The sequence below is a fragment of the Stutzerimonas sp. FeSN7 genome (genome assembly GCF_030263795.1).
GTDB classification, from domain to species: Bacteria; Pseudomonadota; Gammaproteobacteria; order Pseudomonadales; family Pseudomonadaceae; genus Stutzerimonas; species Stutzerimonas stutzeri.
This window is the reverse complement of sequence record NZ_JARPMN010000001.1, coordinates 2262876-2287144: the sequence shown is the minus strand read 5'-3', so window position 1 is coordinate 2287144 and position 24269 is coordinate 2262876. Positions and strand designations below refer to the sequence as shown.

Here is a 24269-nt window from a genome sequence, read left to right as displayed (position 1 = left end):
TCGAATGAATGGCTGGCAAGCTGCGAAGCCTTGCCAGCACCCACGACAACGCCCCGACTGGTTCGGGGCGTTGTCGTTTCTGCCGGGGAAGAAGCGCTACCGCAACAGCCGGCGTGCGAGCCAGGGGCTCTGGTGCATGAAGGCGGTGTGGACCTGCACGAGTTCTGCGCCCGCACTCATGCGGGCACGTAGATGATCAGCGGTCTGGACCCCGCCGACCGAAAGCAGAGCCATGTCGGGCCCGCAGAACCGGCGCAGGTCTTCGATCTGTTGGCAGGCCTGAGCCTGCCGCTGGGCATCCTGCCAGGCCCGGTAGCGCTCTGCTGTCGCTGGTGGCCCGGGGTCGTGGGCGGCGAGCAGGCCATCGAAGCCCAGCTCGACAAGCAGGCCGGCGATAGAGAAGGGCGTGCGTTCGGGCATGCAGCGCAGCTTGGCCAGTAACGGCACGCGTCGCCGGCCGTCCTGGTTCAGTTGGCGTTGTTCTTCGCAGAGGGCGGCGAGCAGATGGCGGAGTCGTGTCGATTGCGATAGCAGCGGTGCGCTGGTCGGCCCGATCAGGTTGAGCATCAGGTAGTCGGCATGGGGCCACGCGGCCCGCAACATGGCGCGGCTCTCCGCCGAAGCCTGCCTTGCGTCCAGGGTGAGGCTGATGCCGAGACGTGCAGAGCCGTTGTGCATGACGCCGAGCTGCGCCACCTCGTTTGCGGTCAGGCTGCCGATTTCGTTGAAGCCGAATCCCAGCGCAGCCACTCGCCGAGCCAACCGTCCGTAGCGATCGAAGCCTGCGGCTATTCCCACCGGGGAGGGAAACCGCAGCCCCATCGCCGTAACCGGTCGAGCGTGTCCTTCGCCAGAACAAGCACAGGCAACGCTGGCCAGTTCCAGTGCCAGGCGTTGTACCGCGCGGCTACGCAAGGCTCGCCAATCGATCCGCTTATCCATGCGCATGTTCGAACGCCGTCATGAAAGCGATCAGCCGGCGGACGCCTGCCAGAGGCATGGCGTTATACAGGCTGGCTCGGATGCCGCCCTCGGCGGCATGCCCATGCAGGTTGTACAAGCCGTGCTGCGCCGCCTGCTGGACAAAGGTGTCGGTCAATCCTGGCTCGATGAGCCGGAAGCAGACATTGATCGTCGAGCGGTCCGGCGGATGCTGTCGGCAGCGATAGATTCGGCTGGTATCGATGTACCGGTAGAGCTCGCGGCTTCTGCGCTGTGCGGCTTCATCCATCGCCGGGAGACCGCCGTTCTGGCGGATCCAGCGCAGCATCAGCCCGGCCACATAGAGTGCAAAGGTCGGTGGGGTATTGAAACGGCTTTGCTGTTCGGCCTGGACGGCGTAACTGTATGCCGCAGGCAGGTGGCGCGGCGGCCGTCGCAACAGGTTCTGGTGAACGATGACCACGCAGAGCCCGGCAATCCCGAGGTTTTTCTGCGCACTGGCATAGATCAGCCCGAATCGATCGACCGGAATCGGACGGGTGAGAAAGTCCGAGGTCATGTCGGCAACCAGCGGCACGGCCAACTGTGGAAAGTCCCGCAGCTGAAGTCCATTTCCGGTTTCGTTGCTGGTGATATGGCAATAACCCGCGTCCGGCGACGGGCGCCATTGCTCGAACGAGGGCAGGGCAGTGAAGGACTGAGCTGCAGCGCTGGCGATAACGTTCACCCGAGCGTGTCGACGAGCCTCACTGATCGCCCTGCGTGCCCAGTGCCCACTTTCCAGGTAGTCGGCGCTCTGCCCTGGATGCAGCAGGTTGAGCGGCAGCAGCCCGAACTGGGCACTGGCTCCGCCCTGCAGGAACAGCACGCGATAGCTCCGGGGGATCGACAGCAGCGTACGCAAGTCTGCTTCGACTTCTTCCATCAGCCCCTTGAAGGCTGCGCTGGTGAAGGGTTGTTCCAGTATCGAAGAACCGGAGCCGCGCCAGTCCGGCATCTCTTCGCGGATCTGCGTCAGCACCTCGGCAGGCAGCATCGCCGGGCCAGCGGCGAAGTTATAGCGCTCGGCGAACTCAGTACAGGTGCAGACCATGACCGCCGGTCGCCATCAGAAACAGCAAGGGGATGGACAGGATGGTATTGCTGCGCGAGGAGAGAAAGGTGATCCGCGAACAGCGTATTCGCTCTTCCAGCGTCGCCGGAACGAAGCCGAGCAGCTTTTTCTGATGCGGCCAGAGCACCAGCCACAGATTGAGCAGCATCAGCGTACCGATCCAGGCCCCCAGCCCGATCACCGCTAACGGGCCCTGCAGCAGCAGCGCGTCGACGAGCCAGCCGCGCTGCCAAAGCATCACCAGGCCCGACAGCCAGACCACCAGTGAGGCATAGCGGAAGACGCCGTGCTCGCGCTTCATCCGCGCCTCCAGATCGCGGTTGAGGGCGGCAACGTCGACGCCGTTCTGCAGCGGCACGAAGCGCGGGTTCTGGATGAAGTTCGCGTAGTTGTGGCCGACCCAAACCAGCGCGAACAGAAGATGCGCGTAGCGCGCCAGCAGGTCGAGAACGGGCAGTTGCATGTCAGCTCACCAGCCAGTAGCGCAGCAGCAGGTAACAGCCGAGTGTCAGCGCAACCCCGGCGCCTATGGTGCCGGCGAAGGAATCATGGGGCAGCTGCAATTTCCACCCCCTGGCTGGCCTGTCGTGGAATGAGCGTCCCGGCAGGACGGGCCGCATTCTGCGCCAGCTCGACAGCCTGACGAATCAGCTGATGATGCGGCGACTTGCTGCACGCCGGGTCGGTATTGGCACCGTCGCCCGTGAGCAACAGAGCCTGACAGCGACATCCGCCGAAGTCCTTTTCCTTCTCGTCGCAGCTGCGGCAGGGCTCGGGCATCCAGGTATCGCCGCGATAGAGATCGAACACCGGCGAGTCGTGCCATATCTGCTCCAGGCGTTGCTGGCGCACGTTGGGAAAGGTGATGTGCTTGAAGTTGCTGGCTTGCGAGCAGGGCAGCACGTTGCCGTTGGGCGCGACGGTCACGTGAATGGCGCCCCAACCATTCATGCATGCCTTCGGGCGGCCTTCGTAGTAGTCCGGGATGACGAAAAAGATGGTCAGCCGCTCACCGAAGCGTTCGCGCGCGGCATGCACTTGGCCCTCGGCGCGCTGCAGCTCGGCGTGCGTCGGCATCAAGGCGTCGCGGTTGAGCAGGGCCCAGTTGTAATACTGCACGTTGGCCAGCTCCAGGTACTCCACGCCCAACTCGACGGCAAACTCGATGATGTCCGGCACCTGGCCGATGTTCTGCCGGGTGATCGGTACGTTGAGCACCATGGGAAAGTCCATTGATTTGATCAGCTGTGCCATGCCGAGCTTGCGCTCCAGGACATCGACTCCGGCCAGCTGGCGTGCCACGTCATGGTCGGTGGATTGAAAACCGAGCTGAATGTGGCGCAGCCCCGCATCCTTTAGGGCACGCAGACGCGCCTCGGTCAGTCCTATGCCCGAGGTGATCAGGTTGGTGTAATAGCCCATGCGGTCGGCTTCGGCGACCAGCGTTTCGAGGTCCTTGCGCAGGGTGGGCTCGCCGCCGGAGAAGCCGATCTGCACCGCACCCATGGCGCGGGCCTGAGCCATCACGTCGATCCACTCGGCTGTGCTGAGCTCGTCCGGACGGTAATCGGCGAAGTTGCGTGGATTACTGCAGAACACGCACTGCAACGGGCATTGATATGTCAGCTCCAGCAGCAGCCAGACCGGGTTGCCGCTGCCATCAAGCCTTAGCTCTGATCCAGCCCTTGGCATGGGACACCTCCAGGAAATTCAGAACGCCTGCACGGATCGCGTCGATGGCGGATGCGTTGTAGTCGCAACCCAGCTGCTCGATCAGCTCGACGACGCTCGTGCTGCCATCGCAGCGCTTGAGAATGTCGCCAGCGGTGGCATTGAGCTTGACGATGCCTTCGGGGTAGAGCAGCACGTGGGCCTGCTGGGAATCCTCCCAGCGGAACAGAAAAGGTGGACGGATCTCGTAGCGGTCGGTCGGCGCTATGGTTGTTGTTTTCATCGTTCAGCTCCTCGCGGAACCGGCGTGGGACGCATGGCCCGACGCCGGTCAAGGCTCAGCGCACGTAGACGTACGCGGTGACTTCGAAGCCCAGACGCAGATCGCAGAAGTCCGGATCGATCCACTGCATGGCGTATCTCCTTTCATGTTGTCGTTGGGAAATGCGGTACCGCAGCTCGAAGCTAAGGCGCTTTGCAGGGGCATCTAATAAGACTTTGGGGTCGGTTTTGCAGGCTTTTGGTCGTGCTTTTCTTGCGCTCGGAGAATATTTGCGCTGTGGTTCTGCGCCCTTGTCTGGGGTCATTTTTGGGTTCATCGCGCTTTCCCGGGGAAGGCGGCCTTGATTTTCAGGAAGAAGTACTCCGAGTCCCGGAATCCATAGGCCATGCGCTTGATTACCTTGATGCGGTTGTTAACACCCTCAAGGACGCTGGTATGCATGTGGAAGTGAGCACTGGCAAGGATGCCTCGCGCGTATTTGCGCAGGTTGCGAGCGAAGCGTTGCAGCGGCGCGAGGTCGCTCTCGCGAGCATGTCGCAGCCAGGTTCGCCAGCGTCGCCAACCCTCTCGTACGCTGGGGGCGTACCAAACATCCTTCAGCGCATCCTTGAGCACATAGACCGTAGCCAACGGCTGGTTGGCAGCAAGCAGCTCCTGTAACTGCACGGCCTGTCCGTCCTTCAGGTTGTCGCGGTTGCGCAGCAGCAGCCAACGACTCTGCTTGACCGCCTTTCGTGCCGGCTTGTCTTCGCGCAGAAGGTTGGCCTGGTCGACCCGGATTCGGTCGATCACATCCCGACCGTAGCGCGCGACGACGTGAAACAGGTCGTACACCACTTCGGCCTGCGGGCAATGCTTCTTCACCTCCAGGTCGAAAGCCGTGTTCATGTCCATGGCCACCGCCTCAATCTGCTGGCAGTGCTCGCCGAGCAATTCAAAGAACGGGCGGATCGCCTCACGGCTGTTGCCGTGGCCGACCCACAGCACCCGTGTTCGCTCGGCGTCCATGATGACCGTGGCATAGCGATGCCCCTTGTGCAGGGCGAACTCGTCCATCACCAGGCGGCGGACACCGCTTGAATAGAAGGTACCTACCTCGGCTTGCAGGCGGCGCTTGTCGAGCGTCTTGAGGGTGTGCCAGTGCAGGCCGGTGAGCTGGCTGACGTGGCTGATCGGCAGCAGCCGCAGCAAGCTTTCGAGCCAGACCTGTAACCGCCGGGTCAGGCGAGATGCAGGCTCCAGCCAGTCGATCCGCTCGGTCACCCGACCACAGTTCAGGCAATCGACTCGGCGCACGGGTAGTTGAAGCAAGACGCGCTGATCGAACAGATCACGATCGCGCACCAGACGAATTCGGCGCTCGTGAATCAACGGACTGAGCTGACCACAACGCCCGCACTTGGGCACTGAACCGGCTTGAGGCTCGAGCTCAATCAGAAGGGAGTTGTTGGCGGATGAACGGCAGGCAACGGCGTCATAGCCTGGCCAGAACGAGGCAAGATCAATAGGATGCACGGCGACAGCAGGGACAGGTGAAGGGTGTGTTTGGCGACTGCCAATTTACCTGCTTCCCTGACTGTCAACTCGCTCTTCCCCCAGAGTCCGCGAAGAACCCATTTTTGCCGCGTGGATCAGGGGCTAGCCTGTGCGGCTTTTTGGTCGAGAAACGCGCGTCGGAGATAGGCTAGAAGCCGCGATACAGCGGGCTGTGCGCCTTGGCATCTACTACCAAATGAGGAGTCCTCCGCTGCCATGGGTGCATACCGGAGCCTGGAGTGGGCTGCCTAAGATCGGTCCATGCCCTGCGCACTTCCCGGCGCAGGCTCTGACAAGCAGAAGAAGAGAGGCCCATCATGATCTACGCCCAGCCCGGTACCCCAGGCGCCGTCGTTTCCTTCAAGCCCCGTTACGGCAACTACATCGGTGGTGAGTTCGTCCCGCCGGTCAAAGGCGAGTACTTCGTCAACACCTCGCCCGTCAATGGTGAAGTGATCGCCGAATTCCCGCGTTCGGGCGCTGAAGACATCGAGAGGGCGCTGGATGCCGCGCATGCAGCCGCCGACGCCTGGGGTCGTACCTCGGTGCAGGACCGCGCCAACATCCTGCTGAAGATCGCCGATCGCATCGAAGCCAACCTGGAAAAACTCGCCGTCGCCGAAACCTGGGACAACGGCAAGGCCGTTCGTGAAACCCTGAACGCCGACGTACCGCTGGCCGCCGACCACTTCCGCTACTTCGCCGGTTGCATCCGTGCCCAGGAAGGCAGCGCCGCAGAGATCAACGAGCACACTGCGGCCTATCACTTCCATGAGCCGCTGGGCGTGGTCGGGCAGATCATCCCGTGGAACTTCCCGCTGCTGATGGCGGCCTGGAAACTGGCTCCGGCCCTGGCTGCCGGTAACTGCATCGTGCTCAAGCCGGCCGAACAGACTCCGCTGTCGATCATGGTTCTGATCGAGATCATCGGTGACCTGCTGCCAGCGGGCGTGCTGAACATCGTTCAGGGCTTCGGCCGCGAAGCTGGTCAGGCGTTGGCGACCAGCACCCGCATTGCCAAGATCGCCTTTACCGGCTCGACCCCGGTTGGCTCGCACATCATGCGTTGCGCGGCCGAGAACATCATCCCCAGCACCGTGGAACTGGGTGGCAAGAGCCCTAACATCTTCTTCGAAGACATCATGAATGCGGAGCCTGCGTTCATCGAGAAAGCCGCTGAAGGTCTGGTACTGGCCTTCTTCAACCAGGGCGAGGTCTGCACCTGCCCGTCGCGTGCGCTGATTCAGGAATCGATCTTCGAGCCCTTCATGGAAGTGGTGATGAAGAAGGTCAAGGCGATCAAGCGCGGCAACCCGCTGGATACCGACACCATGGTCGGCGCCCAGGCGTCCGAGCAGCAGTTCGACAAGATCCTTTCCTACATGGAAATCGCCCAGCAGGAAGGCGCGCAGATCCTCACCGGCGGTGCAGCCGAGAAGCTCGAAGGCGGCCTGGCCTCCGGTTACTACGTGCAGCCGACCCTGATCAAGGGTCACAACAAGATGCGTGTGTTCCAGGAAGAAATCTTCGGCCCGGTGGTCGGCGTCGCTACCTTCAAGGACGAAGCCGAAGCCCTGGCCATTGCCAACGACACCGAGTTCGGCCTGGGCGCTGGCGTCTGGACCCGCGACATCAACCGCGCCTACCGCATGGGTCGCGGCATCAAGGCCGGCCGTGTCTGGACCAACTGCTACCACCTGTATCCGGCACATGCCGCGTTCGGCGGCTACAAGAAGTCCGGTGTCGGTCGCGAAACGCACAAGATGATGCTCGACCACTATCAGCAGACCAAGAACCTGCTGGTCAGCTACGACATCAATCCGCTCGGCTTCTTCTGATGAGGGCCCCGGCGCGTGTGCTCCAGCGCGCCGGTTTATTTTGCTACGCACGTCAAGTGCAGGAACCTGCGCCGCTTCTGAAGTACCCCCTCGAACCGAGCGTATGGTTCCTATCGCAACGCGGCCCCGGCCGCGTTTTTTTTGCTCCGGACTCGACCAGCCATCGCGGCCATCGAACTCCCGCGAGCCGAAGCGCCTCACATCTGCATAGGCCAACATCGAAAGCAGAGGAGGTCACCCATGCCGCAATTGCTCGAGCCCTGCTCGCTGAAGCACCTGCGCTTGCGCAATAGAGCCGTCGTCGCACCCATGACGCGGGTCAGCGCCGAGCCCGAGGGCGCTGCCAACGAACTGATGCGCGACTACTACGCATCCTTTGCCAAAGGCGGCTTCGGGATGATCGTAAGCGAGGGTGTCTATACCGATACCGCTTATAGCCAGGGCTACTTCAACCAGCCCGGGCTCGCCACCGACGCGCACCGGGACAGCTGGAAGCCCATCGTGCAGGCGGTTCACGAAGCCGGTGCGGCGTTCATCGCCCAGCTCATGCATGGCGGTGCCCAGACCCAAGGCAACATCCATCACGCCCGCCATGTGGCTCCATCGGCAGTACAACCGAGCGGATCTCAGCTGAAGTTCTATGGCGGAGAGGGTCCTTACGCGACGCCGGCTGAAATGAGCGAAGAGGATATCCAGGAGGCCATCGCCGGTTTCGCGCTGGCGGCCCGGCACGCGCGGGAGGCCGGCTTCGATGGAGTCGAGCTGCATGGCGCCAACGGCTACCTGCTGCACGAATTCATGAGCGCCGAGTTCAACCAGCGCAGCGATCAATGGGGTGGGACGTTTCTCGAACGCCTGCGCATGCCACTGGCGGTGATCGCTGCCGTGCGGGCGGCGGTGGGCGAGGAATTCGTGGTGGGGATGCGACTGTCGCAGAGCATGGTCTGCGACGGCCGACTCAAATGGGAGGGCGGCGAGGAACAGGCCCGGCAGCGCTTCCGTGTACTGGCTGATGCAGGGCTCGACTATCTGCACATCACTGAGCCCGATGCCCGTGCACCGGCCTTCGGAGAAGGCCCGAGCCTTGCCGCCATCGCCAAGGGCAGCGTAGCGATCCCGGTGATCGGCAACGGTGCCATCGTCACCGGCGAGCAGGCCGAGGCCTTGCTTGGTCGAGGCGAGATGGATCTGGTGGCGGTTGGCAAGGCGGCGCTGGCCAACAACGATTGGCCGCAACGCATTCAGCAAGGCATCGAGCTGAGCGATTTCGACGGTTCGATGTTTGTTCCCATGGCGACCATCACCAACGAACTGGCGTGGCGCAATGCCAATGATCGGCCAGCGCTGCGTTCGAGTTGACATGCCCGGCAACGAGGCGTTAGCTGAATCGCGAAACCTGGTAACAGATGGCTGCCGTTCGTCGGGCACTACCAAGGCACGGCGCTGTCTCCTTCCAAAGTACCATTCTGCTTGAAGCAGAACAGGGGGCTTAATTGGGCTGTCGGAATCTTCCGGCACCATAAAAAGAGGACCGACCTATGTGGACTACACCCGCCTTCACCGACCTGCGTATTGGTTTCGAAGTCACCATGTACTTCGCAAACCGTTGATCGATCAGCCCCGGCTCCGGCCGGGGCTTTGCTTTTGGGGGCTGTCCATGTTCATCCAAATTCTCGGTTCCGCCGCGGGTGGGGGTTTTCCGCAGTGGAACTGCAACTGCGCCAACTGTGCGGGCCTGCGCGCCGGCACGCTCAACGCCAAGGCGCGTACCCAGTCGTCCATCGCCATCAGCGACAACGGTGTCGACTGGATCCTGTGCAATGCGTCGCCGGACATCCGCGCCCAGCTCGAGTCCTTTCCGACGCTGCAGCCGGCCCGTGCGCCCCGCGACACCGCCATCGGTGCGATCGTCCTGCTGGACAGTCAGATCGATCACACCACCGGCCTGCTGACGCTGCGCGAAGGCTGCCCGCATGAAGTCTGGTGCACCGAGATGGTTCATCAGGACCTCACCACCGGCTTCCCGCTGTTCAACATGCTGGAGCACTGGAACGGCGGCCTGAAATGGAACCCGATCACCCTGCGCGGCAACTTCAGCATTCCCTGCTGCCCGAACCTGCATATCACGCCGATCCCGCTGCGCAGCTCGGCGCCACCCTATTCGCCGCACCGCAACGACCCGCACCCCGGCGACAACATTGGTCTGCTCATCGAAGACCGCAACACCGGCGGCACACTGTTCTACGCGCCGGGGCTGGGCCAGGTCAGCGAAGAGCTGCTGGCCACCATGCGCCGGGCCGACTGCCTGCTGGTCGACGGCACGCTGTGGCGCGATGACGAGATGCTCGTGCGCGAGGTCGGCACCAAGCTCGGCAGCGAAATGGGCCATCTGCAGCAGAGCGGCCCGGGCGGCATGATCGAGGTGCTCGACGGCATGCCGGCGGTGCGCAAGATCCTCATTCATATCAACAACACCAACCCGATCCTCGACGAGGATTCCGTCGAGCGCGAGATCCTTGGCGAGCACGGGATCGAGGTCGCCTACGACGGCATGAACATCGAGCTCTGAAGCCAAGACATTGCCGCAGCCGGCCACAGGCCGAACGAGCGCAGAACGACAAGAAAGGAACTGAAACCGTTATGAACCTGCCAGCCATGAGTCCCGCCGAATTCGAACAGGCGCTGCGCGCCAAGGGCGAGTACTACCATATCCATCACCCGTTCCACCGGGCCATGTATGCCGGGCAGGCGACGCGCGAACAGATTCAGGGTTGGGTCGCCAACCGCTTCTACTATCAGGTCTGCATCCCGGTGAAGGATGCCGCGATCATGGCCAACTGTCCGGACCGCGACACCCGCCGCGAGTGGATTCAGCGCATCATCGACCACGATGGCGCGCCGGGTGAGGAGGGTGGCATCGAAGCCTGGCTGCGGCTGGCCGAGGCCGTGGGTCTGGACCGTGAGCAGGTGCTGTCGCAGGAGCTGGTGCTTCCCGGCGTGCGCTTCGCAGTGGATGCCTACGTGAACTTTGCCCGTCGGGCCTGCTGGCAGGAAGCAGCCAGCAGCTCGCTGACCGAACTGTTCGCACCGACCATCCACCAGTCGCGGCTGGATAGCTGGCCGCAGCACTATCCCTGGATCGACGCGTCGGGCTATGACTACTTCCGCAAGCGCCTGAAGGAAGCCCGCCGCGATGTCGAGCACGGCCTGCGCATCACCCTGGACCACTATCGCACCCGCGAGGCGCAGGAGCGCATGCTGGAGATCCTTCAGTTCAAGCTCGACGTGTTGTGGAGCATGCTGGACGCGATGAGCATGGCTTATGAGCTGGACCGACCGCCGTACCATACCGTCACCCGCGACCGGGTCTGGCACAAGGGCATCAGCTTCTGACGGGCGCACGTCGTGCAGGGGTGGGCTTCGGCCCGCCACTGCCACGGCTGATCGACGCCCGCCCGGCCATTGACGAGAAAAGAGATGAGCGAAATTCAACTGACTCAGGTTCCATCCTTTCGCCGCGGCTTCCGCTTCCAGTGGGAGCCGGCGCAGAACTGCCACGTGCTGCTCTATCCGGAAGGCATGATCAAACTCAACGAGAGCGCCGCAGCAGTGCTGACCGAGGTGGACGGGACAAGGACCGTGGGCGCCATCGTCGCCGACCTGCAGGCTCGCTACCCGGAGGCCGAAGGCATTCAAGAGGATATCGTCGCGTTCCTGGAGGTCGCCGTTGAACGGTTCTGGATCGAGCTTCGCTAAACCCGGCTACGAGCCGGGTCCGCCGCTCTGGTTGCTGGCGGAGCTGACCTATCGTTGTCCGCTGCAGTGCCCGTACTGCTCCAATCCGCTGGACTTCGCCCGTAGCCACGATGAGCTGAGTACGGCTGAGTGGATCGAGGTATTTCGCCAGGCGCGGGAGATGGGAGCGGCCCAGCTGGGCTTTTCCGGAGGCGAGCCGCTGGTCCGTCAGGACCTTGCCGAGCTGATCGCCGCCGCGCGCGGGCTCGGCTACTACACCAACCTGATCACCTCAGGCATCGGCCTTACCGAAGAGAAGATCGCCAGCTTCGCCGATGCCGGCCTCGACCATATCCAGATCAGCTTCCAGGCCGCGGACGAGGAGGTGAACAACCTGCTCGCCGGGTCGCAGAAGGCTTTCGCCCACAAGCTGGAAATGGCCCGTGCGGTGAAAAAACACGGCTATCCGATGGTGCTCAACTTCGTCACCCATCGGCACAACATCGACAACATCGACCAGATCATTCGTCTGTGCATCGAGCTCGAGGCCGATTTTGTCGAGCTCGCCACCTGCCAGTTCTACGGCTGGGCCGAACTTAACCGCGCCGGGCTGCTACCGAGCAAGGAGCAGCTGGTACGTGCCGAGCGGATCACCAACGAGTGGCGCGACAAGCTCGCCGCCGAGAACCATCCGTGCAAACTGATCTTCGTCACGCCCGATTATTACGAGGAACGGCCGAAGGCCTGCATGAACGGCTGGGGCAACCTGTTCCTGGACATCACCCCGGACGGCACGGCCTTGCCCTGTCATAGCGCGCGACAGTTACCGGTGACTTTCCCGAACGTGCGCGAGCACAGCATCGAATACATCTGGCGAGACTCGTTCGGCTTCAACAGGTTTCGCGGTTACGACTGGATGCCTGAACCCTGTCGCAGCTGCGACGAGAAGGAGCGCGACTTCGGCGGCTGCCGCTGCCAGGCCTTTATGCTCACCGGCGATGCCGCCAATGCCGACCCCGTGTGCAGCAAGTCGGCACACCACGGCAAGATCCTTGCGGCTCGCGATCAGGCCGACCACGGCGCGCTGGGCCTCGATCAGCTGCAGCATCGTAACGAGAAGGCTTCCAAGCTCATCCTCAAGGTATGAAATCGCCCCGCAACGATTCGTCCATGCTTCATCCATCCGCCGAGGTGCTGCCCTATGGCTTCTGGCCCAGCGACTGGAGTGCCGAAGCCGCTGCGGCCGCCAGCCGGGACTTCGCCGAGTTGCGGGCCGGGCAGGGTGGGTTGTTCTGGATCGAGTACGACCCCGCCGAGGGTCGCTGCAGCCTGTGGTTCTGGCAGGCCGGCCACGCGCGCTGCCTGACGCCAGCCGGCTACTCGGTACGCAGTCGCGTCTATGAATACGGCGGCGGCGCGTTCTGCCTTACCGGGCAGGGGCTCGCCTTCGTCAACGAGGCGGACCAGCAGATCTACCTGCAAACGCTGGCTGACCCGGAAGCCACATCCTTGCCTGCAGCGCTGACCGAGCGTCCCGGCTGCCGTTACGGTGATCTGCAGTACGACCCCAAGGGCGCGGCCGTCATCGCCCTGGAAGAGTCCAGCGAAGACAACGGTATCGTGCACCGGCTGGTGGCCTTCACGCTGTCCGACGGCGCTCGCCGTATCCTCGTCGAAGGGGCCGACTTCTACTCGTCGCCCATGTTGGCTCCGGATGGTCGACGGTTGGCCTGGATCGAGTGGGATCGCCCGGAGCAGCCCTGGACCTCGACCCGTCTGTGCGTCGCCGAGCGTCAGGCAGACGGGGGCTGGGGCGCGGTGAAGTGCGTGGCTGGCGGCGCGGGCGGGGAGTCGCTGCAGCAACCGCGCTTCACCGAACATGGTCAGCTGATCTGTCTCAGTGACCGGTTGGGCTACTGGCAGCCCTGGGCCGAGGTCGACGGTGCGTGGGCATTGCACCCACTGATCGCAGCGGAGTCGGAGGCGACACGTAATTTCGACTGCGCGCCTGCGCCCTGGCAGCTGGGGACCAGCAGCTATGTGCCGCTGGCGGACGGCGGCCTGCTGTTGACCCATATGGTCGACGGCTACGGTTGGCTGTTCGAACACGGCGCCGGAGGCGGGCAGCAGTTGGCCAGTGCGTTCAGCCGCTGCCGCCAGCTCACTGCGGACGCCACCCACCTGTTCTGCATCGCGGGTGCAACGCAGCGCGCGCCGGCGGTGCTGGCCATTGACCGGACCAACGGCTCGGTGCGGGTTCTGGCCGGCGGAGCGACTCCGCTTGCCGCGCCACAGGTTTCGTGCCCGCAGCCCATGCGATTCCCGACCGGCAATGGTGAAACCGCCCATGCGTTCTTCTATGCGCCGCGCAATACGAACTGCCGCGGCGAGCACAGTACATTGCCACCGCTGGTGGTGTTCATCCATGGCGGACCGACGTCGGCGTGCTACCCGGTGTTCGACCCGCGCATCCAGTTCTGGACGCAGCGCGGCTTCGCCGTGGTGGACGTCAACTACCGCGGCAGCAGCGGGTTCGGCCGGGCCTACCGACAACGCCTGCGCGAGCAATGGGGTGTGGTGGATGTGGAAGACGCCTGCCAGGCGGCCCGCGCACTGGCGCAGCAGGGCGCTATCGATCCGCAGCGGGTGTTCATCCGTGGCTCCAGCGCCGGCGGCTACACCGCCCTCAGCGCACTGGTGGCGACCGATCGGTTTCGCGGTGGCGCCAGTCTGTATGGCGTCAGCGACCCCCTGGCGCTGCGCCGGGTCACCCACAAGTTCGAAGGCGACTATCTGGATTGGCTGATCGGAGATCCGCAGCGGGTGCCGGAGCGCTTTCGCGAGCGCGCGCCGCTGCATAACGCCGAGCGCATCGCCGCACCGGTGCTCTTCCTGCAGGGCGGGCAGGACGCCGTGGTGCTACCCGAGCAGACCGAATCGATGGTGGCAGCACTGCAGAGGCGCGGCGTCGAGGTGCAGTACCGTCTCTACCCGGACGAACGCCACGGCTTTCGTCAGGCTGCCAACCTGGCGGATGCGCTCGAGCGCGAGCTGCGCTTCTACCAAGGGCTGCTGTAACTCTTTCCGCCGGACGGATGGCGCCGCCAGCCGTTAGGCGCATTGCTTTAACTGAGCAATGCAGTAGGCTTGCGCCCGTTGTTACAAAAAATAAAAAAGGCCGCAGTCATGAGCCCGAATATCAGCCTCCAGCGCAAGTTCGTCTCCCCTGAAATCATCTTTGGTGCCGGCTGCCGCCATAGCGTGGGCACCTGCGCGGGCAATTTCGGCGCGCGCAAGGTGCTGGTGGTTTCCGATCCGGGCGTGGTCAAGGCCGGCTGGGTGGCCGATGTGCAGGCCAGCCTCGCTCGACAGGGCATCGAGCACTGCTTGTTCACTGACGTTTCGCCCAATCCGCGCTGCGAAGAGGTGATGCTCGGTGCCGAGCTGTATCGCAGCGAGGGCTGCAACGTGATCGTTGCAGTCGGCGGCGGCAGCCCGATGGATTGCGCCAAGGGCATCGGCATCGTGGCCGCGCATGGGCGGCATATCTATGAATTCGAGGGCGTCGACACCCTGCGCGTGCCCAGCCCGCCGTTGATCCTGATTCCCACCACTGCCGGCACCTCGGCGGATGTGTCGCAGTTCGTGATCATTTCCAATCAGGAAGAGCGGATGAAGTTCTCGATCGTCAGCAAGGCCGCCGTGCCGGATGTTTCGCTGATCGATCCGGAAACCACGCTCAGCATGGACCCGTTTCTTTCCGCCTGCACCGGTATCGATGCGCTGGTGCATGCTATCGAGGCCTTCGTTTCCACCGGCCACGGCCCGCTGACCGACCCCCACGCGCTGGAAGCCATGCGGCTAATCAATGGCAATCTGGTGCAGATGATCGCCAATCCTGCCGACATCGCGCTGCGCGAGCAGATCATGCTCGGCAGCATGCAGGCCGGGCTGGCCTTCTCCAATGCCATCCTCGGCGCCGTGCATGCCATGTCCCACAGCCTCGGCGGCTATCTGGACCTGCCCCACGGCGTATGCAATGCCGTGCTGGTCGAGCATGTGGTGGCCTTCAACTACGACGCTGCACCTGATCGCTACCGGATAGTCGCCGAGACCCTTGGCATCGATTCACGCGGGCTGAGCCACCGACAGGTGCGCGAGCGCCTGGTGCAGCATCTGATCGATCTCAAGCAGCGCATCGGCTTCCGCGAAACCCTGAGCCTGCACGGCGTGAACCTCTCCGATATCCCATTCCTCTCGCAACACGCCATGCAGGACCCCTGCATCCTGACCAATCCACGCTCGTCGACGCAGCGGGACGTCGAGGTGGTCTATGCCGAAGCCCTCTGATGATCAGCATCAGGCACTGACGCAACTGCTCGGCTTCGGCAGTCATTCGGCGCGCAAGAGCCACTACCCCGAGCTGCTGGCACGCCTGGAAGAGCTGGAAGCCGAACGCAATCGCTACAAATGGCTGTTCGAGCATGCGGTGCATGGCATCTTCCAGGCCAGCCTGCAGGAAGGCATCCGCGCAGCCAATCCGGCGCTGGCGCGAATGCTTGGCTATGAAGGTCCGGAAGAGGCGCTCTGGGCGCTGACCGATCTGTCACACCATCTGTTCATCGGCGGCGAGGACGAGCTGCGGCAGATCCGCCACACCCTGAGCCAGCAGCACGGGCTGTTCGGTTACGAGACACGCCTGCGCCGCAAGGATGGCAGCGCCATCTACGTGGTGATGAACCTGCTGCTCAAACCGGACGAGGACGGCCTGGTGGAAGGCTTCGTCGCCGACGTCACCGAGCGCAAGCTCGCCCAGCTGCGCCTGTTGCAGCTCAATGAGGAACTGGAGCGTCGCGTCGCCGAGCGCACCTGCGAATTGCGCGAGGCACGAGATGCGGCGGAGGCCGCCAACCTCAGCAAGGACAAGTATCTCGCTGCTGCCAGCCACGACCTGCTGCAGCCGCTCAACGCTGCGCGGTTGCTCATCTCGACGCTGCGCGAGCGTGCCCTGCCGCAGGGTGAACGCCATCTGGTCGAGCGTGCGCACCAGGCGCTGGAGGGCGCCGAGGATCTGCTGACCGACCTGCTCGATATCTCCAAGCTCGACCAGGCGGCCATCAAACCGGACATCGACATCTACACGCTGGACGATGTCCTGTTGCCGCTGGTTTCCGGATTCCAACCGGTGGCGGCTGCCGCCGGGCTTCGCTTGAAGCACCACGTTTCGCGCTTCGCCGTCAGAACGGACTTCCGCCTGCTGACACGGATTCTGCGCAATTTCCTCAGCAACGCCTGCCGCTATACCGACAGCGGCGGCGTGCTGATCGGCGCGCGCAAACATGCCGGCGCGCTGCGCATCGAGGTCTGGGACACCGGAAGGGGAATCCCCCCCGAAGAGTTGCAGGCGATCTTCCTCGAGTTCAATCAGCTGGGCATCGGCAGATCGACCAAACGCAGCGGGGTGGGGCTGGGGCTGGCGATCGTCGATCGTATTGCCAACATGCTCGACTACCCCGTGCTGGTGCGTTCACGACCGGGCCGTGGCTCGGTGTTCAGCATCGACGTCCCGCTGGCCGACGCCTCGCCGCGCGAGCGCATCGCCACGCCAGTGAGCCTGCCGCAGTTGGGCGATCCGCTGCCAGGGCGACGGCTGCTGGTGATCGACAACGAGGAGAGCATTCTATTGAGCATGACCGCGCTGCTGGAGCAGTGGGGCTGCGAAGTGCTCACGGCTACCGACACGCAGAGCGCCCTGCTTGCGCTGGACGGACGGGCACCGGATGCGGTCCTCGCCGATTACCACCTGGACGGCGGCCTTACCGGCTGGGATGTGGTGTTGACGGTGCGCGAACGGTTCGGCCAGGCGCTGCCGGTGGTGATGATCACCGCTGATCGCAGCGACGAGTGCCGTCAGCAGTTGCAGGGCTGCGGTGTGCCGGTGCTGAACAAGCCGGTCAAGCCCGGCAAGATGCGCTCGGTGCTCAGCCATCTGCTCGCAGGCAATTCATCCGCGGTGGGGCTGGAAGCGAGCTGAACCCGATCTTGGTCAAGTTTTTCCCTCTGGGCTGCCGGCTAGACTGCGGTCCATGAAAGCCTACCTGCATCTGTTGCTCGTCCTGCTGCTCAGCCTCGCGCTTCCCCTGAACGGGATGGCGGCGTCGCAGCTGAGCGCAACGCCGTGTCAGATGCAGAAAGATGCCCAGGCGGCCGAGCACCCCGGCCATATGGCGGTCGCGCCGGATGAAGACGGCCACGCGCACCAGAGCAATCCGCTGTGCGACGGCGGGCATCAGTGCAAGACCGGCAGCCCGCTTGTGACGATGCTCGCCAGGCCGGCGTTGAACGTTGCGCCTCCGCTGCTCGGCGCCGCCTATCTCGAGTTCCTTCCCGCCCGTTCCGGCGCCGACGTCTGGCGTCCGCCGCGTCACTGATTCCTTCGCCACCCTGACTCGCTCTGCGCCCGCGCGCTGAGCGCCGGATGCATGCCTCCTGCGGCGTGCAGGACACCGAGGAATCTCGCCATGATGATCCGATTCTTTCGCATGGGCCGAGCGCTGCCGGCCGTGCTTCCCTTGTTCGTCTTCTGGCTGCCCGGCACGGCTGCCGGGCTGACCTTCGACGAGGCGCTACGTCTGGCCGGCCAGCACGCGCCGTCGCTGAGTGCCGAGGCGGCCCGCGTGCAGGCCGTGCGCAGCGAAGCCATTGCCGCCGGCGAACTGCCCGACCCGAAACTGCTGCTTGGCGTACAGAGCCTGCCCATCGAGGGCTCCGAGCGCTGGAGCCTCAACGACGATGGCATGACCATGCGCATGGTCGGCCTGATGCAGGAGATGCCCAACCGCGAAAAGCGTCGGGCACGCGCCGACGTCGCCCATGCCGCCATCGGCCGCGCCGAGGCCGCACGTGAGATCGAGGCGCTGAAGGTGCGCCTGGTCACGGCGCAGGCGTGGATCGCCAGCCACGCGGTGGAACGCAAGCTGCACCTGTTTGGCGAGCTGCGGGCTGAGAATCGCCTGCTCGCCGAGGCGGTTCGCGCGCGCCTCGCCGGAGGACGTGGTCAGCTGACCGACCAGGTCGCGGCGCGTCAGGAGGCGGCCCAGCTCGCCGAACGCGAGGACGAGCTGGAGCAGCAGCGCCGCCTGGCCCGCGCCGCACTGCTGCGCTGGGTTGGCGCCGAGGGCAATCAACCGCTGAGCGGCGAATTGCCAAGCTGGCCCATCGACCGCCAGACGCTGCTCCGTCAGTTGGAGCGGCATCCGCAACTCAGCGCCTTTGCCCCGATGGCCCGCGAAGCCCAGGCGCGCATCCGCGAGGCCACCGCTGAGAAGAGGGGTGACTGGAGCTGGGAGGTCGCCTACCTCAAGCGTGGTCGCGAATTCGGCGACATGCTCAACCTGGAATTCAGCTTCGACCTGCCGGTATCTCAGCGCACCCGGCAGAACCCGCGGATCGCCGCACGCCACGCCGAGCTCAACCGGTTGGAGGCCGAGCGCGAGGCCGTGGCGCGCGAGATCGCCGAGCAACTGGAGGCCGAGCTCGCCGAGCTGGCGCGGCTGCAGCGCGCGTTGGCGCGCAGTGGCCAGCTGCAACTGCCGCTGGCCCGCGAGAAGGTCGAGTTGGCGATGAGCAGCTACCGCGCCGGCCGCGGCGAGCTGGATGCGCTACTCGCCGCACGCAACGAGCTGATCGAAGCCCGTCTGAAGCACATCGACCTGCAAGGGCTGGAGGCCATCGCCCGGACCCGTCTGCACCTCGCCTACGGAGAAGCCAAATGAGCCGTACTGTTCTTGCAAGCATCACGCTGCTCGGCGTGGCGATCGCGGTCGGGGCGGGAGGGGGTTACTGGTTCGCCCGCCAATACGGCGACATGGCAGCGCACGGGTCGACATCCGAAGCCGGCAGCCATGCCCAGGTGCTCTATTGGTACGACCCGATGGTTCCTCAGCATCGCTTCGACAGGCCCGGCAAATCCCCCTTCATGGACATGGATCTGGTGGCGCGCTACGCCAACCAGGACGGCGACGCGGCGGCCATCAGCATCGACGCCGGCGTCACCCAGAATCTCGGCGTGCGCCTGGCCACGGTCAGGCGTGGTCCGCTCGCAAGCCGCATCGATGCAGTGGGCGTGCTCGAATACAACGCTCGCGATGTGGCACAGGTACAGACGCGCGCCGGCGGCTTCGTCGAGCGCGTCTACCGCCATGCACCGGGCGACCTGATCGAAAAGGGTGCGCCACTGGCGGATCTGTTGATCCCCGAGTGGGCCGCCGCGCAGGAGGAATACCTGGCGCTGCGCCGTGCCGGCGACGCTGCGCTGCTGGACGCCGCCCGCCAGCGCTTGCGCCTGGCCGGGATGCCGGCCTCGACGATCAGCCGGCTCGAGCGTAGCGGCAAGATCGACGCGACCATCAGCGTGATCGCACCGCTGGCCGGGGTGCTGCAGGAGCTCGAGGTGCGCGAGGGCATGACACTGGCAGCCGGAGCGCCCCTGGCGCGAATCAACGGGCTGGACAGCGTCTGGCTCGAGGTCGCGGTGCCGGAGGCGCAGAGTGCAGGCATCCACGTTGGACAGCAGGCCGCAGCACGCCTGCCGGCGCTGCCGGGCCAGGTCATCGAAGGCGAGGTGAGCGCGGTGCTGCCGGAGGCCAGCGCGGCCAGCCGCACCCTGCGCGTGCGGGTGCAATTGCACAATCCGGAGGGGCGCCTGCGCCCCGGGCTGACCGCACAGGTGGCGCTGGCCGGCAGCGAGACTGCCGCGGTGCTGCTGGTGCCCAGCGAGGCGGTGATCCGCACCGGCCGCCGCGCGCTGGTGATGCTCGCCGAAGCCGGCGGACGCTACCGCCCGGTGGAGGTCGAGACGGGCCGCGAGAGCGGCAGCCACACGGCGATCCTGCGCGGCCTGGAGGAAGGCCAGCAGGTGGTCGCCTCAGGGCAGTTCCTGCTCGATTCCGAAGCCAGCCTGCGCGGTATCGTTGCGGCGCCGGTCGTCGATGCTGCCGCGCACGGCCACGTGCACGGTGCTGTCCAGCCGGCGCCCGCGCTGCATGAGGCCGAGGGAAGAGTGCTGAGTTTGGACGGCGAGCAGCTGAGGATCGCCCACGGGCCGTTCAACACCCTGGGCATGCCCGGCATGACCATGCGCTTCTCGGTGGCCGACGTTGCGCTGCTGCGGGGGGTACAGCCGCAGGCCCGCATCCGTTTCGCGGTGCGCGAGACCGACCTGGGGCTGCTGATCGAGCACCTGCAGCTATTGGAGCAGCAGCCATGATCGCCGCGCTGATTCGCTGGTCCGTGCTCAATCGCTTCCTGGTGTTGCTGACCACGCTGTTGATGAGCGCGGTGGGCATCTGGGCGGTGCGTACCACGCCGATCGACGCCCTGCCGGACCTTTCCGACGTGCAGGTGATCATCCGCACGGCGTATCCGGGGCAGGCGCCGCAGATTGTCGAGAACCAGGTGACCTATCCGCTGACCACCACCATGCTCTCGGTACCGGGAGCGAAGACCGTGCGCGGCTATTCGTTCTTCGGTGACAGCTTCGTCTATGTGCTGTTCGAGGACGGTACCGATCTCTACTGGGCGCGCTCGCGGGTACTGGAATATCTCAGCCAGGTGCAGAGTCGTCTGCCGGCCGCGGCCAAGCCATCGCTGGGCCCGGACGCCACTGGCGTCGGCTGGATCTACCAGTACGCGCTGATCGACCGCAGTGGCGCACATGACCTGGCGCAACTGCGCAGCCTGCAGGACTGGTTCCTCAAGTACGAGCTGATCACCCTGCCCAACGTTGCCGAGGTGGCCACCATCGGTGGCATGGTCAAGCAGTACCAGGTGGTGCTCGACCCGCTGAAGATGGCCAGCCTGGGTGTGACCCAGGCGCAGGTGATCCAGGCGATCGAGATGGCCAATCAGGAGACAGGCGGCGCCGTGCTTGAGCTGGCCGAGACCGAGTACATGGTGCGTGCCTCGGGCTATCTGCAAACGCTCGAGGATTTTCGCAGCATCCCGCTGCAGCTCAGCGCTGCCGGCGTGCCGACGAGCCTGGGCGATGTCGCGCACGTCCAGCTCGGCCCGGAGATGCGCCGAGGCATCGCTGAGCTGGACGGGGAGGGCGAGACCGTCGGCGGCGTGGTGATCCTGCGCAGCGGCAAGAACGCGCGGGAAACGCTGGCCGCCGTGCACGCCAGGCTGGACGAGCTGAAGGGGAGCCTGCCTGCGGGCGTCGAAATCATCACCACCTACGACCGCAGCCAGCTGATCGACCGCGCCGTGAAGAACCTCAGCTTCAAGCTGCTGGAGGAGTTCATCGTCGTCGCGCTGGTCTGCGGGCTGTTCCTCTGGCACCTGCGCTCGTCGCTGGTGGCCATCGTCTCGCTGCCGATCGGCGTGCTGATCGCCTTTGCGGTCATGCGCTATCAGGGCATCAACGCGAACATCATGTCGCTGGGCGGCATCGCCATCGCCATCGGCGCAATGGTCGATGCCGCGGTGGTGATGATCGAGAACGCCCACAAGAAGGCCGAGGCCTGGCGGCATGCCAATCCCGGCCAGGTGCTGGAGGGCGACGAGCACTGGCAGGTGATGACCCGGGCCGCGCAGGAGGTCGGGCCGGCACTGTTCTTCTGCCTGCTGATTATCACCCTGTCGTTCATCCCGGTGTTTACCCTCGAAGCCCAGGAAGGCCGGTTGTTCGGCCCGCTGGCCTTCACCAAGACCTACGCGATGGCCGCCGCCGCGGGGCTATCGGTGACCCTGGTGCCCGTGCTGATGGGCTACTGGATCCGCGGCCGGCTGCCGGACGAGACGCGCAATCCGCTCAACCGCGGGCTGATCCAGCTGTATCGTCCGGCGCTGGAAGCGGTTCTGGCGCACCCGAAGTCGACCATCGTGGTGGCGCTGCTGGTGCTGGCCACCACGCTGTGGCCTGTCTCCCGGTTGGGCGGCGAGTTCCTGCCACCGATGGACGAGGGCGACCTGCTCTACATGCCTTCTGCGCTGCCGGGGCTGTCCGCGCAGAAGGCCGTGCAGCTGCTACAGCAGACCGACCGGATGATCCGCACGGTGCCGGAGGTCGAGACGGTGTTCGGCAAGGCCGGGCGCGCCGAGTCGGCCACCGATCCGGCGCCGCTGGAGATGTTCGAGACCACCATCCGTTTCAAACCGCGCGAGCAGTGGCGTGCCGGGATGACCCCGGAGAAACTGGTCGAGGAGCTGGACCGCGCCGTGCAAGTGCCGGGGCTGACCAACATCTGGATTCCGCCAATCCGCAACCGCATCGACATGCTCGCCACCGGCATCAAGAGTCCCATCGGGGTGAAGATCGCCGGTGCCAACCTGGAGGAGATCGACCGTGTCAGCCAGCAGGTGGAAGCCGTGGCCAAGCAGGTGCCGGGGGTAAGCTCGGCGCTGGCCGAACGGCTTGTCGGCGGGCGCTACATCGATATCGGCATTGACCGACGCGACGCGGCGCGCTACGGACTGAACATTGCCGACGTGCAGTCCATCGTGGCCAGCGCCATCGGCGGCGAGACCGTCGGCGAAGCCGTGGAAGGGCTGGCGCGCTACCCGATCAGCGTGCGCTACCCGCGTGAATGGCGCGATACCCCGCAGGCGCTCGAGCAACTGCCGATCCTCACCCCGTTGGGCAGCCAGGTTACCCTCGGCAGTGTGGCACGAGTGCGCGTCAGCGACGGCCCGCCGATGCTGCGCAGCGAGAACGCGCGGCTGGCCGGCTGGGTGTACGTCGATGTGCGTGGCCGCGACATCGCCTCGGTGGTTGCCGACCTGCGCCGGGCCGTCGCCGCCGAGGTCAGCCTGCTGCCGGGCATGAGCCTGAGTTACTCGGGGCAATTCGAATTCCTCGAACGCGCCAACGAGCGGCTCAAGCTGGTGGTGCCGGCCACGCTGCTCATCATCTTCGTGCTGCTCTACCTGACGTTCGGCCGTCTGGACGAGGCGCTGCTGATCATGCTCACGCTGCCGTTCGCGCTGACCGGAGGTGTCTGGTTTCTCTACCTGATGGGCTACAACCTGTCGGTGGCCACGGGCGTTGGCTTCATCGCGCTGGCTGGCGTCGCCGCGGAGTTCGGCGTGATCATGCTGCTCTATCTGAAGAACGCCTGGACCGAGCAGCAGCAAAAGGGGCTTCTCGACGAGGCGGCGCTGTGCGAGGCCATCCGTGAGGGCGCGGTGCAGCGTGTGCGGCCCAAGGCAATGACCGTGGCGGTGATCGTCGCCGGGCTGCTGCCGATCCTGCTCGGCGCCGGTACCGGCAGCGAGGTGATGAGCCGTATCGCCGCGCCGATGGTCGGCGGCATGCTCAGCGCGCCGTTGCTGTCGCTGTTCGTGATTCCGGCCATCTATCGGCTGATGCGCAGGCCCGGGAGGAGCCGCGCAGCCGGGCTACAGCAGCAATAGCAGCCCCGAATAGCCCAGCGACCCGAGGAGGAACGCACCGAAACGGCTGTTGCGCTCGGAAGGCAGTTCTTCCTTGAGCACATTGAGGATGATCGCCCCTGCAATAAAGGCGGTCACGGCCGATACGCCCAACTCGGACAGTTCTGTGGTTGCGCCGACCGCCCAGCCGACCAGCGTGGCGGCCGCCAGGATCCAGCGGCCGCTGCGGGCGAACAGCTGCTGATGGTCGTGCTGCAGGGCGACATCGTTGACCATGAAATGCAACGCCATGGCGACGCTGTACCAGATCAGCTCCAGTGTCTGCGCCGGATCGCGGTTGGCGAGGATGTAGCCAATCAGTGCGTTGTATCCGCCGAAGGCGGCGATATGCAGCCAGAACACGCCGGCATGAGTTGGCTCGTCGTCGGAACGCTCGCTACGGTGAGATTTGATCAGCCGCTCCAGCCCGTAGAAGCCGGCCAGGCCGATCAATGCCAGCAGGTAGGCATGATGTTCGAGGTAGCGCAGCGGGTGAAAACCGCTATCCTCCATGACCTGCTGGCCCTGTGCCAGCTCAGGTAACAGGTGAACGAATACGTAGGCCACTGCCACGCCACCGGCCATCGATAACCAGCGGCTGCGGGGCAGGCTGTGCAGCTTGCTCAGCCTGCCTGCCGCCAAGTGGGTCAGCGTCAGCACCAGAGCGGCGATGAATGTGAGCATGGGAATCCTGAGCGAAAGCCTCAGGGGTTGAGAC

The 24269-nt window shown here is 64.8% G+C and carries 22 protein-coding genes; 14 read left to right on the top strand and 8 right to left on the bottom strand.

Annotated features, from left to right (window positions below; genetic code table 11):
* Positions 1 to 96 precede the first annotated feature (96 nt).
* The 7 genes from P5703_RS10695 to P5703_RS10665 all read right to left on the bottom strand — a co-directional run bounded on the left by P5703_RS10695 (position 97) and on the right by P5703_RS10665 (position 5525).
* Positions 97 to 942, bottom strand: coding sequence for a dihydroorotate dehydrogenase (locus P5703_RS10695; RefSeq protein ID WP_185749364.1), 846 nt, complete (start codon positions 940 to 942; stop codon positions 97 to 99).
* Positions 935 to 2035, bottom strand: a complete 1101-nt coding sequence (gene serC / locus P5703_RS10690; RefSeq protein ID WP_285586694.1) for a 3-phosphoserine/phosphohydroxythreonine transaminase — start codon at positions 2033 to 2035, stop codon at positions 935 to 937. The genes P5703_RS10695 and serC overlap by 8 nt, the downstream gene beginning before the upstream one ends.
* Positions 2016 to 2519: a urate hydroxylase PuuD gene (locus P5703_RS10685; RefSeq protein ID WP_011913203.1), complete on the bottom strand. Its 504-nt coding sequence runs from the start codon at positions 2517 to 2519 to the stop codon at positions 2016 to 2018. Before P5703_RS10685 ends, serC begins: the two co-directional genes overlap by 20 nt.
* A gap of 83 nt (positions 2520 to 2602) precedes the next feature.
* Complete coding sequence (gene pqqE, locus P5703_RS10680) at positions 2603 to 3748, bottom strand: pyrroloquinoline quinone biosynthesis protein PqqE (RefSeq protein WP_265660162.1); 1146 nt, start codon at positions 3746 to 3748, stop codon at positions 2603 to 2605.
* Complete coding sequence (gene pqqD, locus P5703_RS10675) at positions 3717 to 4010, bottom strand: pyrroloquinoline quinone biosynthesis peptide chaperone PqqD (protein ID WP_003282508.1); 294 nt, start codon at positions 4008 to 4010, stop codon at positions 3717 to 3719. Before pqqD (P5703_RS10675) ends, pqqE (P5703_RS10680) begins: the two co-directional genes overlap by 32 nt.
* 55 nt (positions 4011 to 4065) lie before the next feature.
* Positions 4066 to 4140: a pyrroloquinoline quinone precursor peptide PqqA gene (pqqA, locus tag P5703_RS24040; RefSeq protein WP_003282509.1), complete on the bottom strand. Its 75-nt coding sequence runs from the start codon at positions 4138 to 4140 to the stop codon at positions 4066 to 4068.
* Positions 4141 to 4322: 182 nt separating this feature from the next.
* Positions 4323 to 5525, bottom strand: a complete 1203-nt coding sequence (locus tag P5703_RS10665; RefSeq protein WP_003282047.1) for an ISL3 family transposase — start codon at positions 5523 to 5525, stop codon at positions 4323 to 4325.
* A gap of 338 nt (positions 5526 to 5863) precedes the next feature.
* Between P5703_RS10665 and exaC the strand changes: the two genes are divergently transcribed.
* The 14 genes from exaC (at position 5864) to P5703_RS10595 (ending at position 23533) form a co-directional block, all read left to right on the top strand.
* Positions 5864 to 7384 carry an acetaldehyde dehydrogenase ExaC gene (gene exaC / locus P5703_RS10660; RefSeq protein WP_017245080.1) on the top strand — a complete coding sequence of 507 codons (1521 nt, stop codon included), beginning with the start codon at positions 5864 to 5866 and terminating at the stop codon, positions 7382 to 7384.
* Positions 7385 to 7624: 240 nt separating this feature from the next.
* The gene (locus P5703_RS10655) at positions 7625 to 8743 is read left to right on the top strand and encodes an oxidoreductase (protein ID WP_014596672.1); all 1119 of its coding nucleotides are present in this window, start codon (positions 7625 to 7627) and stop codon (positions 8741 to 8743) included.
* 179 nt (positions 8744 to 8922) lie between these two features.
* A complete protein-coding gene (pqqA, locus tag P5703_RS10650) occupies positions 8923 to 8994 on the top strand; it encodes a pyrroloquinoline quinone precursor peptide PqqA (protein ID WP_080977618.1) in 72 nt (23 codons plus the stop codon).
* A 47-nt stretch (positions 8995 to 9041) separates the two neighbouring features.
* A complete protein-coding gene (gene pqqB / locus P5703_RS10645; protein ID WP_049339063.1) occupies positions 9042 to 9953 on the top strand; it encodes a pyrroloquinoline quinone biosynthesis protein PqqB in 912 nt (303 codons plus the stop codon).
* Positions 9954 to 10024: 71 nt separating this feature from the next.
* Positions 10025 to 10777 carry a pyrroloquinoline-quinone synthase PqqC gene (gene pqqC / locus P5703_RS10640; RefSeq protein WP_013982760.1) on the top strand — a complete coding sequence of 251 codons (753 nt, stop codon included), beginning with the start codon at positions 10025 to 10027 and terminating at the stop codon, positions 10775 to 10777.
* Between the two features lie 84 nt (positions 10778 to 10861).
* Positions 10862 to 11140: a pyrroloquinoline quinone biosynthesis peptide chaperone PqqD gene (gene pqqD, locus P5703_RS10635; RefSeq protein WP_011913210.1), complete on the top strand. Its 279-nt coding sequence runs from the start codon at positions 10862 to 10864 to the stop codon at positions 11138 to 11140.
* A complete protein-coding gene (gene pqqE / locus P5703_RS10630) occupies positions 11112 to 12266 on the top strand; it encodes a pyrroloquinoline quinone biosynthesis protein PqqE (RefSeq protein WP_053527508.1) in 1155 nt (384 codons plus the stop codon). The genes pqqD (P5703_RS10635) and pqqE (P5703_RS10630) overlap by 29 nt, the downstream gene beginning before the upstream one ends.
* Positions 12263 to 14197, top strand: coding sequence for an alpha/beta hydrolase family protein (locus P5703_RS10625; protein ID WP_279641713.1), 1935 nt, complete (start codon positions 12263 to 12265; stop codon positions 14195 to 14197). The genes pqqE (P5703_RS10630) and P5703_RS10625 overlap by 4 nt, the downstream gene beginning before the upstream one ends.
* Positions 14198 to 14305: 108 nt before the next feature.
* Positions 14306 to 15469 carry an alcohol dehydrogenase-like regulatory protein ErcA gene (gene ercA / locus P5703_RS10620; RefSeq protein ID WP_017245086.1) on the top strand — a complete coding sequence of 388 codons (1164 nt, stop codon included), beginning with the start codon at positions 14306 to 14308 and terminating at the stop codon, positions 15467 to 15469.
* Entirely contained in the window at positions 15453 to 17153 is a 1701-nt protein-coding gene (locus tag P5703_RS10615) for a hybrid sensor histidine kinase/response regulator (RefSeq protein ID WP_279641714.1), read from the top strand. The genes ercA and P5703_RS10615 overlap by 17 nt, the downstream gene beginning before the upstream one ends.
* A 52-nt stretch (positions 17154 to 17205) precedes the next feature.
* Positions 17206 to 17550, top strand: coding sequence for a hypothetical protein (locus P5703_RS10610; RefSeq protein WP_279641715.1), 345 nt, complete (start codon positions 17206 to 17208; stop codon positions 17548 to 17550).
* A 90-nt stretch (positions 17551 to 17640) separates the two neighbouring features.
* Positions 17641 to 18894 carry a TolC family protein gene (locus P5703_RS10605; RefSeq protein WP_049340009.1) on the top strand — a complete coding sequence of 418 codons (1254 nt, stop codon included), beginning with the start codon at positions 17641 to 17643 and terminating at the stop codon, positions 18892 to 18894.
* Entirely contained in the window at positions 18891 to 20387 is a 1497-nt protein-coding gene (locus P5703_RS10600) for an efflux RND transporter periplasmic adaptor subunit (RefSeq protein WP_285586679.1), read from the top strand. Before P5703_RS10605 ends, P5703_RS10600 begins: the two co-directional genes overlap by 4 nt.
* Positions 20384 to 23533, top strand: coding sequence for an efflux RND transporter permease subunit (locus P5703_RS10595; protein ID WP_285586676.1), 3150 nt, complete (start codon positions 20384 to 20386; stop codon positions 23531 to 23533). The genes P5703_RS10600 and P5703_RS10595 overlap by 4 nt, the downstream gene beginning before the upstream one ends.
* On the opposite strand, the gene P5703_RS10590 is transcribed toward P5703_RS10595, so the two are convergent.
* Positions 23519 to 24235: a hypothetical protein gene (locus tag P5703_RS10590; RefSeq protein WP_013982769.1), complete on the bottom strand. Its 717-nt coding sequence runs from the start codon at positions 24233 to 24235 to the stop codon at positions 23519 to 23521. The two genes, P5703_RS10595 and P5703_RS10590, sit on opposite strands and share 15 nt — an antisense overlap.
* Positions 24236 to 24269 lie beyond the last annotated feature (34 nt).

What these genes read in the sequence shown, in the direction of transcription:
- P5703_RS10695 (WP_185749364.1), bottom strand. Translation starts at nt 942, where the DNA reads ATGGATAAGCGGATCGATTGGCGAGCCTTGCGTAGCCGCGCGGTACAA.
- serC (WP_285586694.1), bottom strand. Translation starts at nt 2,035, where the DNA reads ATGGTCTGCACCTGTACTGAGTTCGCCGAGCGCTATAACTTCGCCGCT.
- P5703_RS10685 (WP_011913203.1), bottom strand. Translation starts at nt 2,519, where the DNA reads ATGCAACTGCCCGTTCTCGACCTGCTGGCGCGCTACGCGCATCTTCTG.
- pqqE (WP_265660162.1), bottom strand. Translation starts at nt 3,748, where the DNA reads ATGCCAAGGGCTGGATCAGAGCTAAGGCTTGATGGCAGCGGCAACCCG.
- pqqD (WP_003282508.1), bottom strand. Translation starts at nt 4,010, where the DNA reads ATGAAAACAACAACCATAGCGCCGACCGACCGCTACGAGATCCGTCCA.
- exaC (WP_017245080.1), top strand. Translation starts at nt 5,864, where the DNA reads ATGATCTACGCCCAGCCCGGTACCCCAGGCGCCGTCGTTTCCTTCAAG.
- P5703_RS10655 (WP_014596672.1), top strand. Translation starts at nt 7,625, where the DNA reads ATGCCGCAATTGCTCGAGCCCTGCTCGCTGAAGCACCTGCGCTTGCGC.
- pqqB (WP_049339063.1), top strand. Translation starts at nt 9,042, where the DNA reads ATGTTCATCCAAATTCTCGGTTCCGCCGCGGGTGGGGGTTTTCCGCAG.
- pqqC (WP_013982760.1), top strand. Translation starts at nt 10,025, where the DNA reads ATGAACCTGCCAGCCATGAGTCCCGCCGAATTCGAACAGGCGCTGCGC.
- pqqD (WP_011913210.1), top strand. Translation starts at nt 10,862, where the DNA reads ATGAGCGAAATTCAACTGACTCAGGTTCCATCCTTTCGCCGCGGCTTC.
- P5703_RS10625 (WP_279641713.1), top strand. Translation starts at nt 12,263, where the DNA reads ATGAAATCGCCCCGCAACGATTCGTCCATGCTTCATCCATCCGCCGAG.
- ercA (WP_017245086.1), top strand. Translation starts at nt 14,306, where the DNA reads ATGAGCCCGAATATCAGCCTCCAGCGCAAGTTCGTCTCCCCTGAAATC.
- P5703_RS10615 (WP_279641714.1), top strand. Translation starts at nt 15,453, where the DNA reads ATGCCGAAGCCCTCTGATGATCAGCATCAGGCACTGACGCAACTGCTC.
- P5703_RS10610 (WP_279641715.1), top strand. Translation starts at nt 17,206, where the DNA reads ATGAAAGCCTACCTGCATCTGTTGCTCGTCCTGCTGCTCAGCCTCGCG.
- P5703_RS10605 (WP_049340009.1), top strand. Translation starts at nt 17,641, where the DNA reads ATGATGATCCGATTCTTTCGCATGGGCCGAGCGCTGCCGGCCGTGCTT.
- P5703_RS10600 (WP_285586679.1), top strand. Translation starts at nt 18,891, where the DNA reads ATGAGCCGTACTGTTCTTGCAAGCATCACGCTGCTCGGCGTGGCGATC.
- P5703_RS10595 (WP_285586676.1), top strand. Translation starts at nt 20,384, where the DNA reads ATGATCGCCGCGCTGATTCGCTGGTCCGTGCTCAATCGCTTCCTGGTG.
- P5703_RS10590 (WP_013982769.1), bottom strand. Translation starts at nt 24,235, where the DNA reads ATGCTCACATTCATCGCCGCTCTGGTGCTGACGCTGACCCACTTGGCG.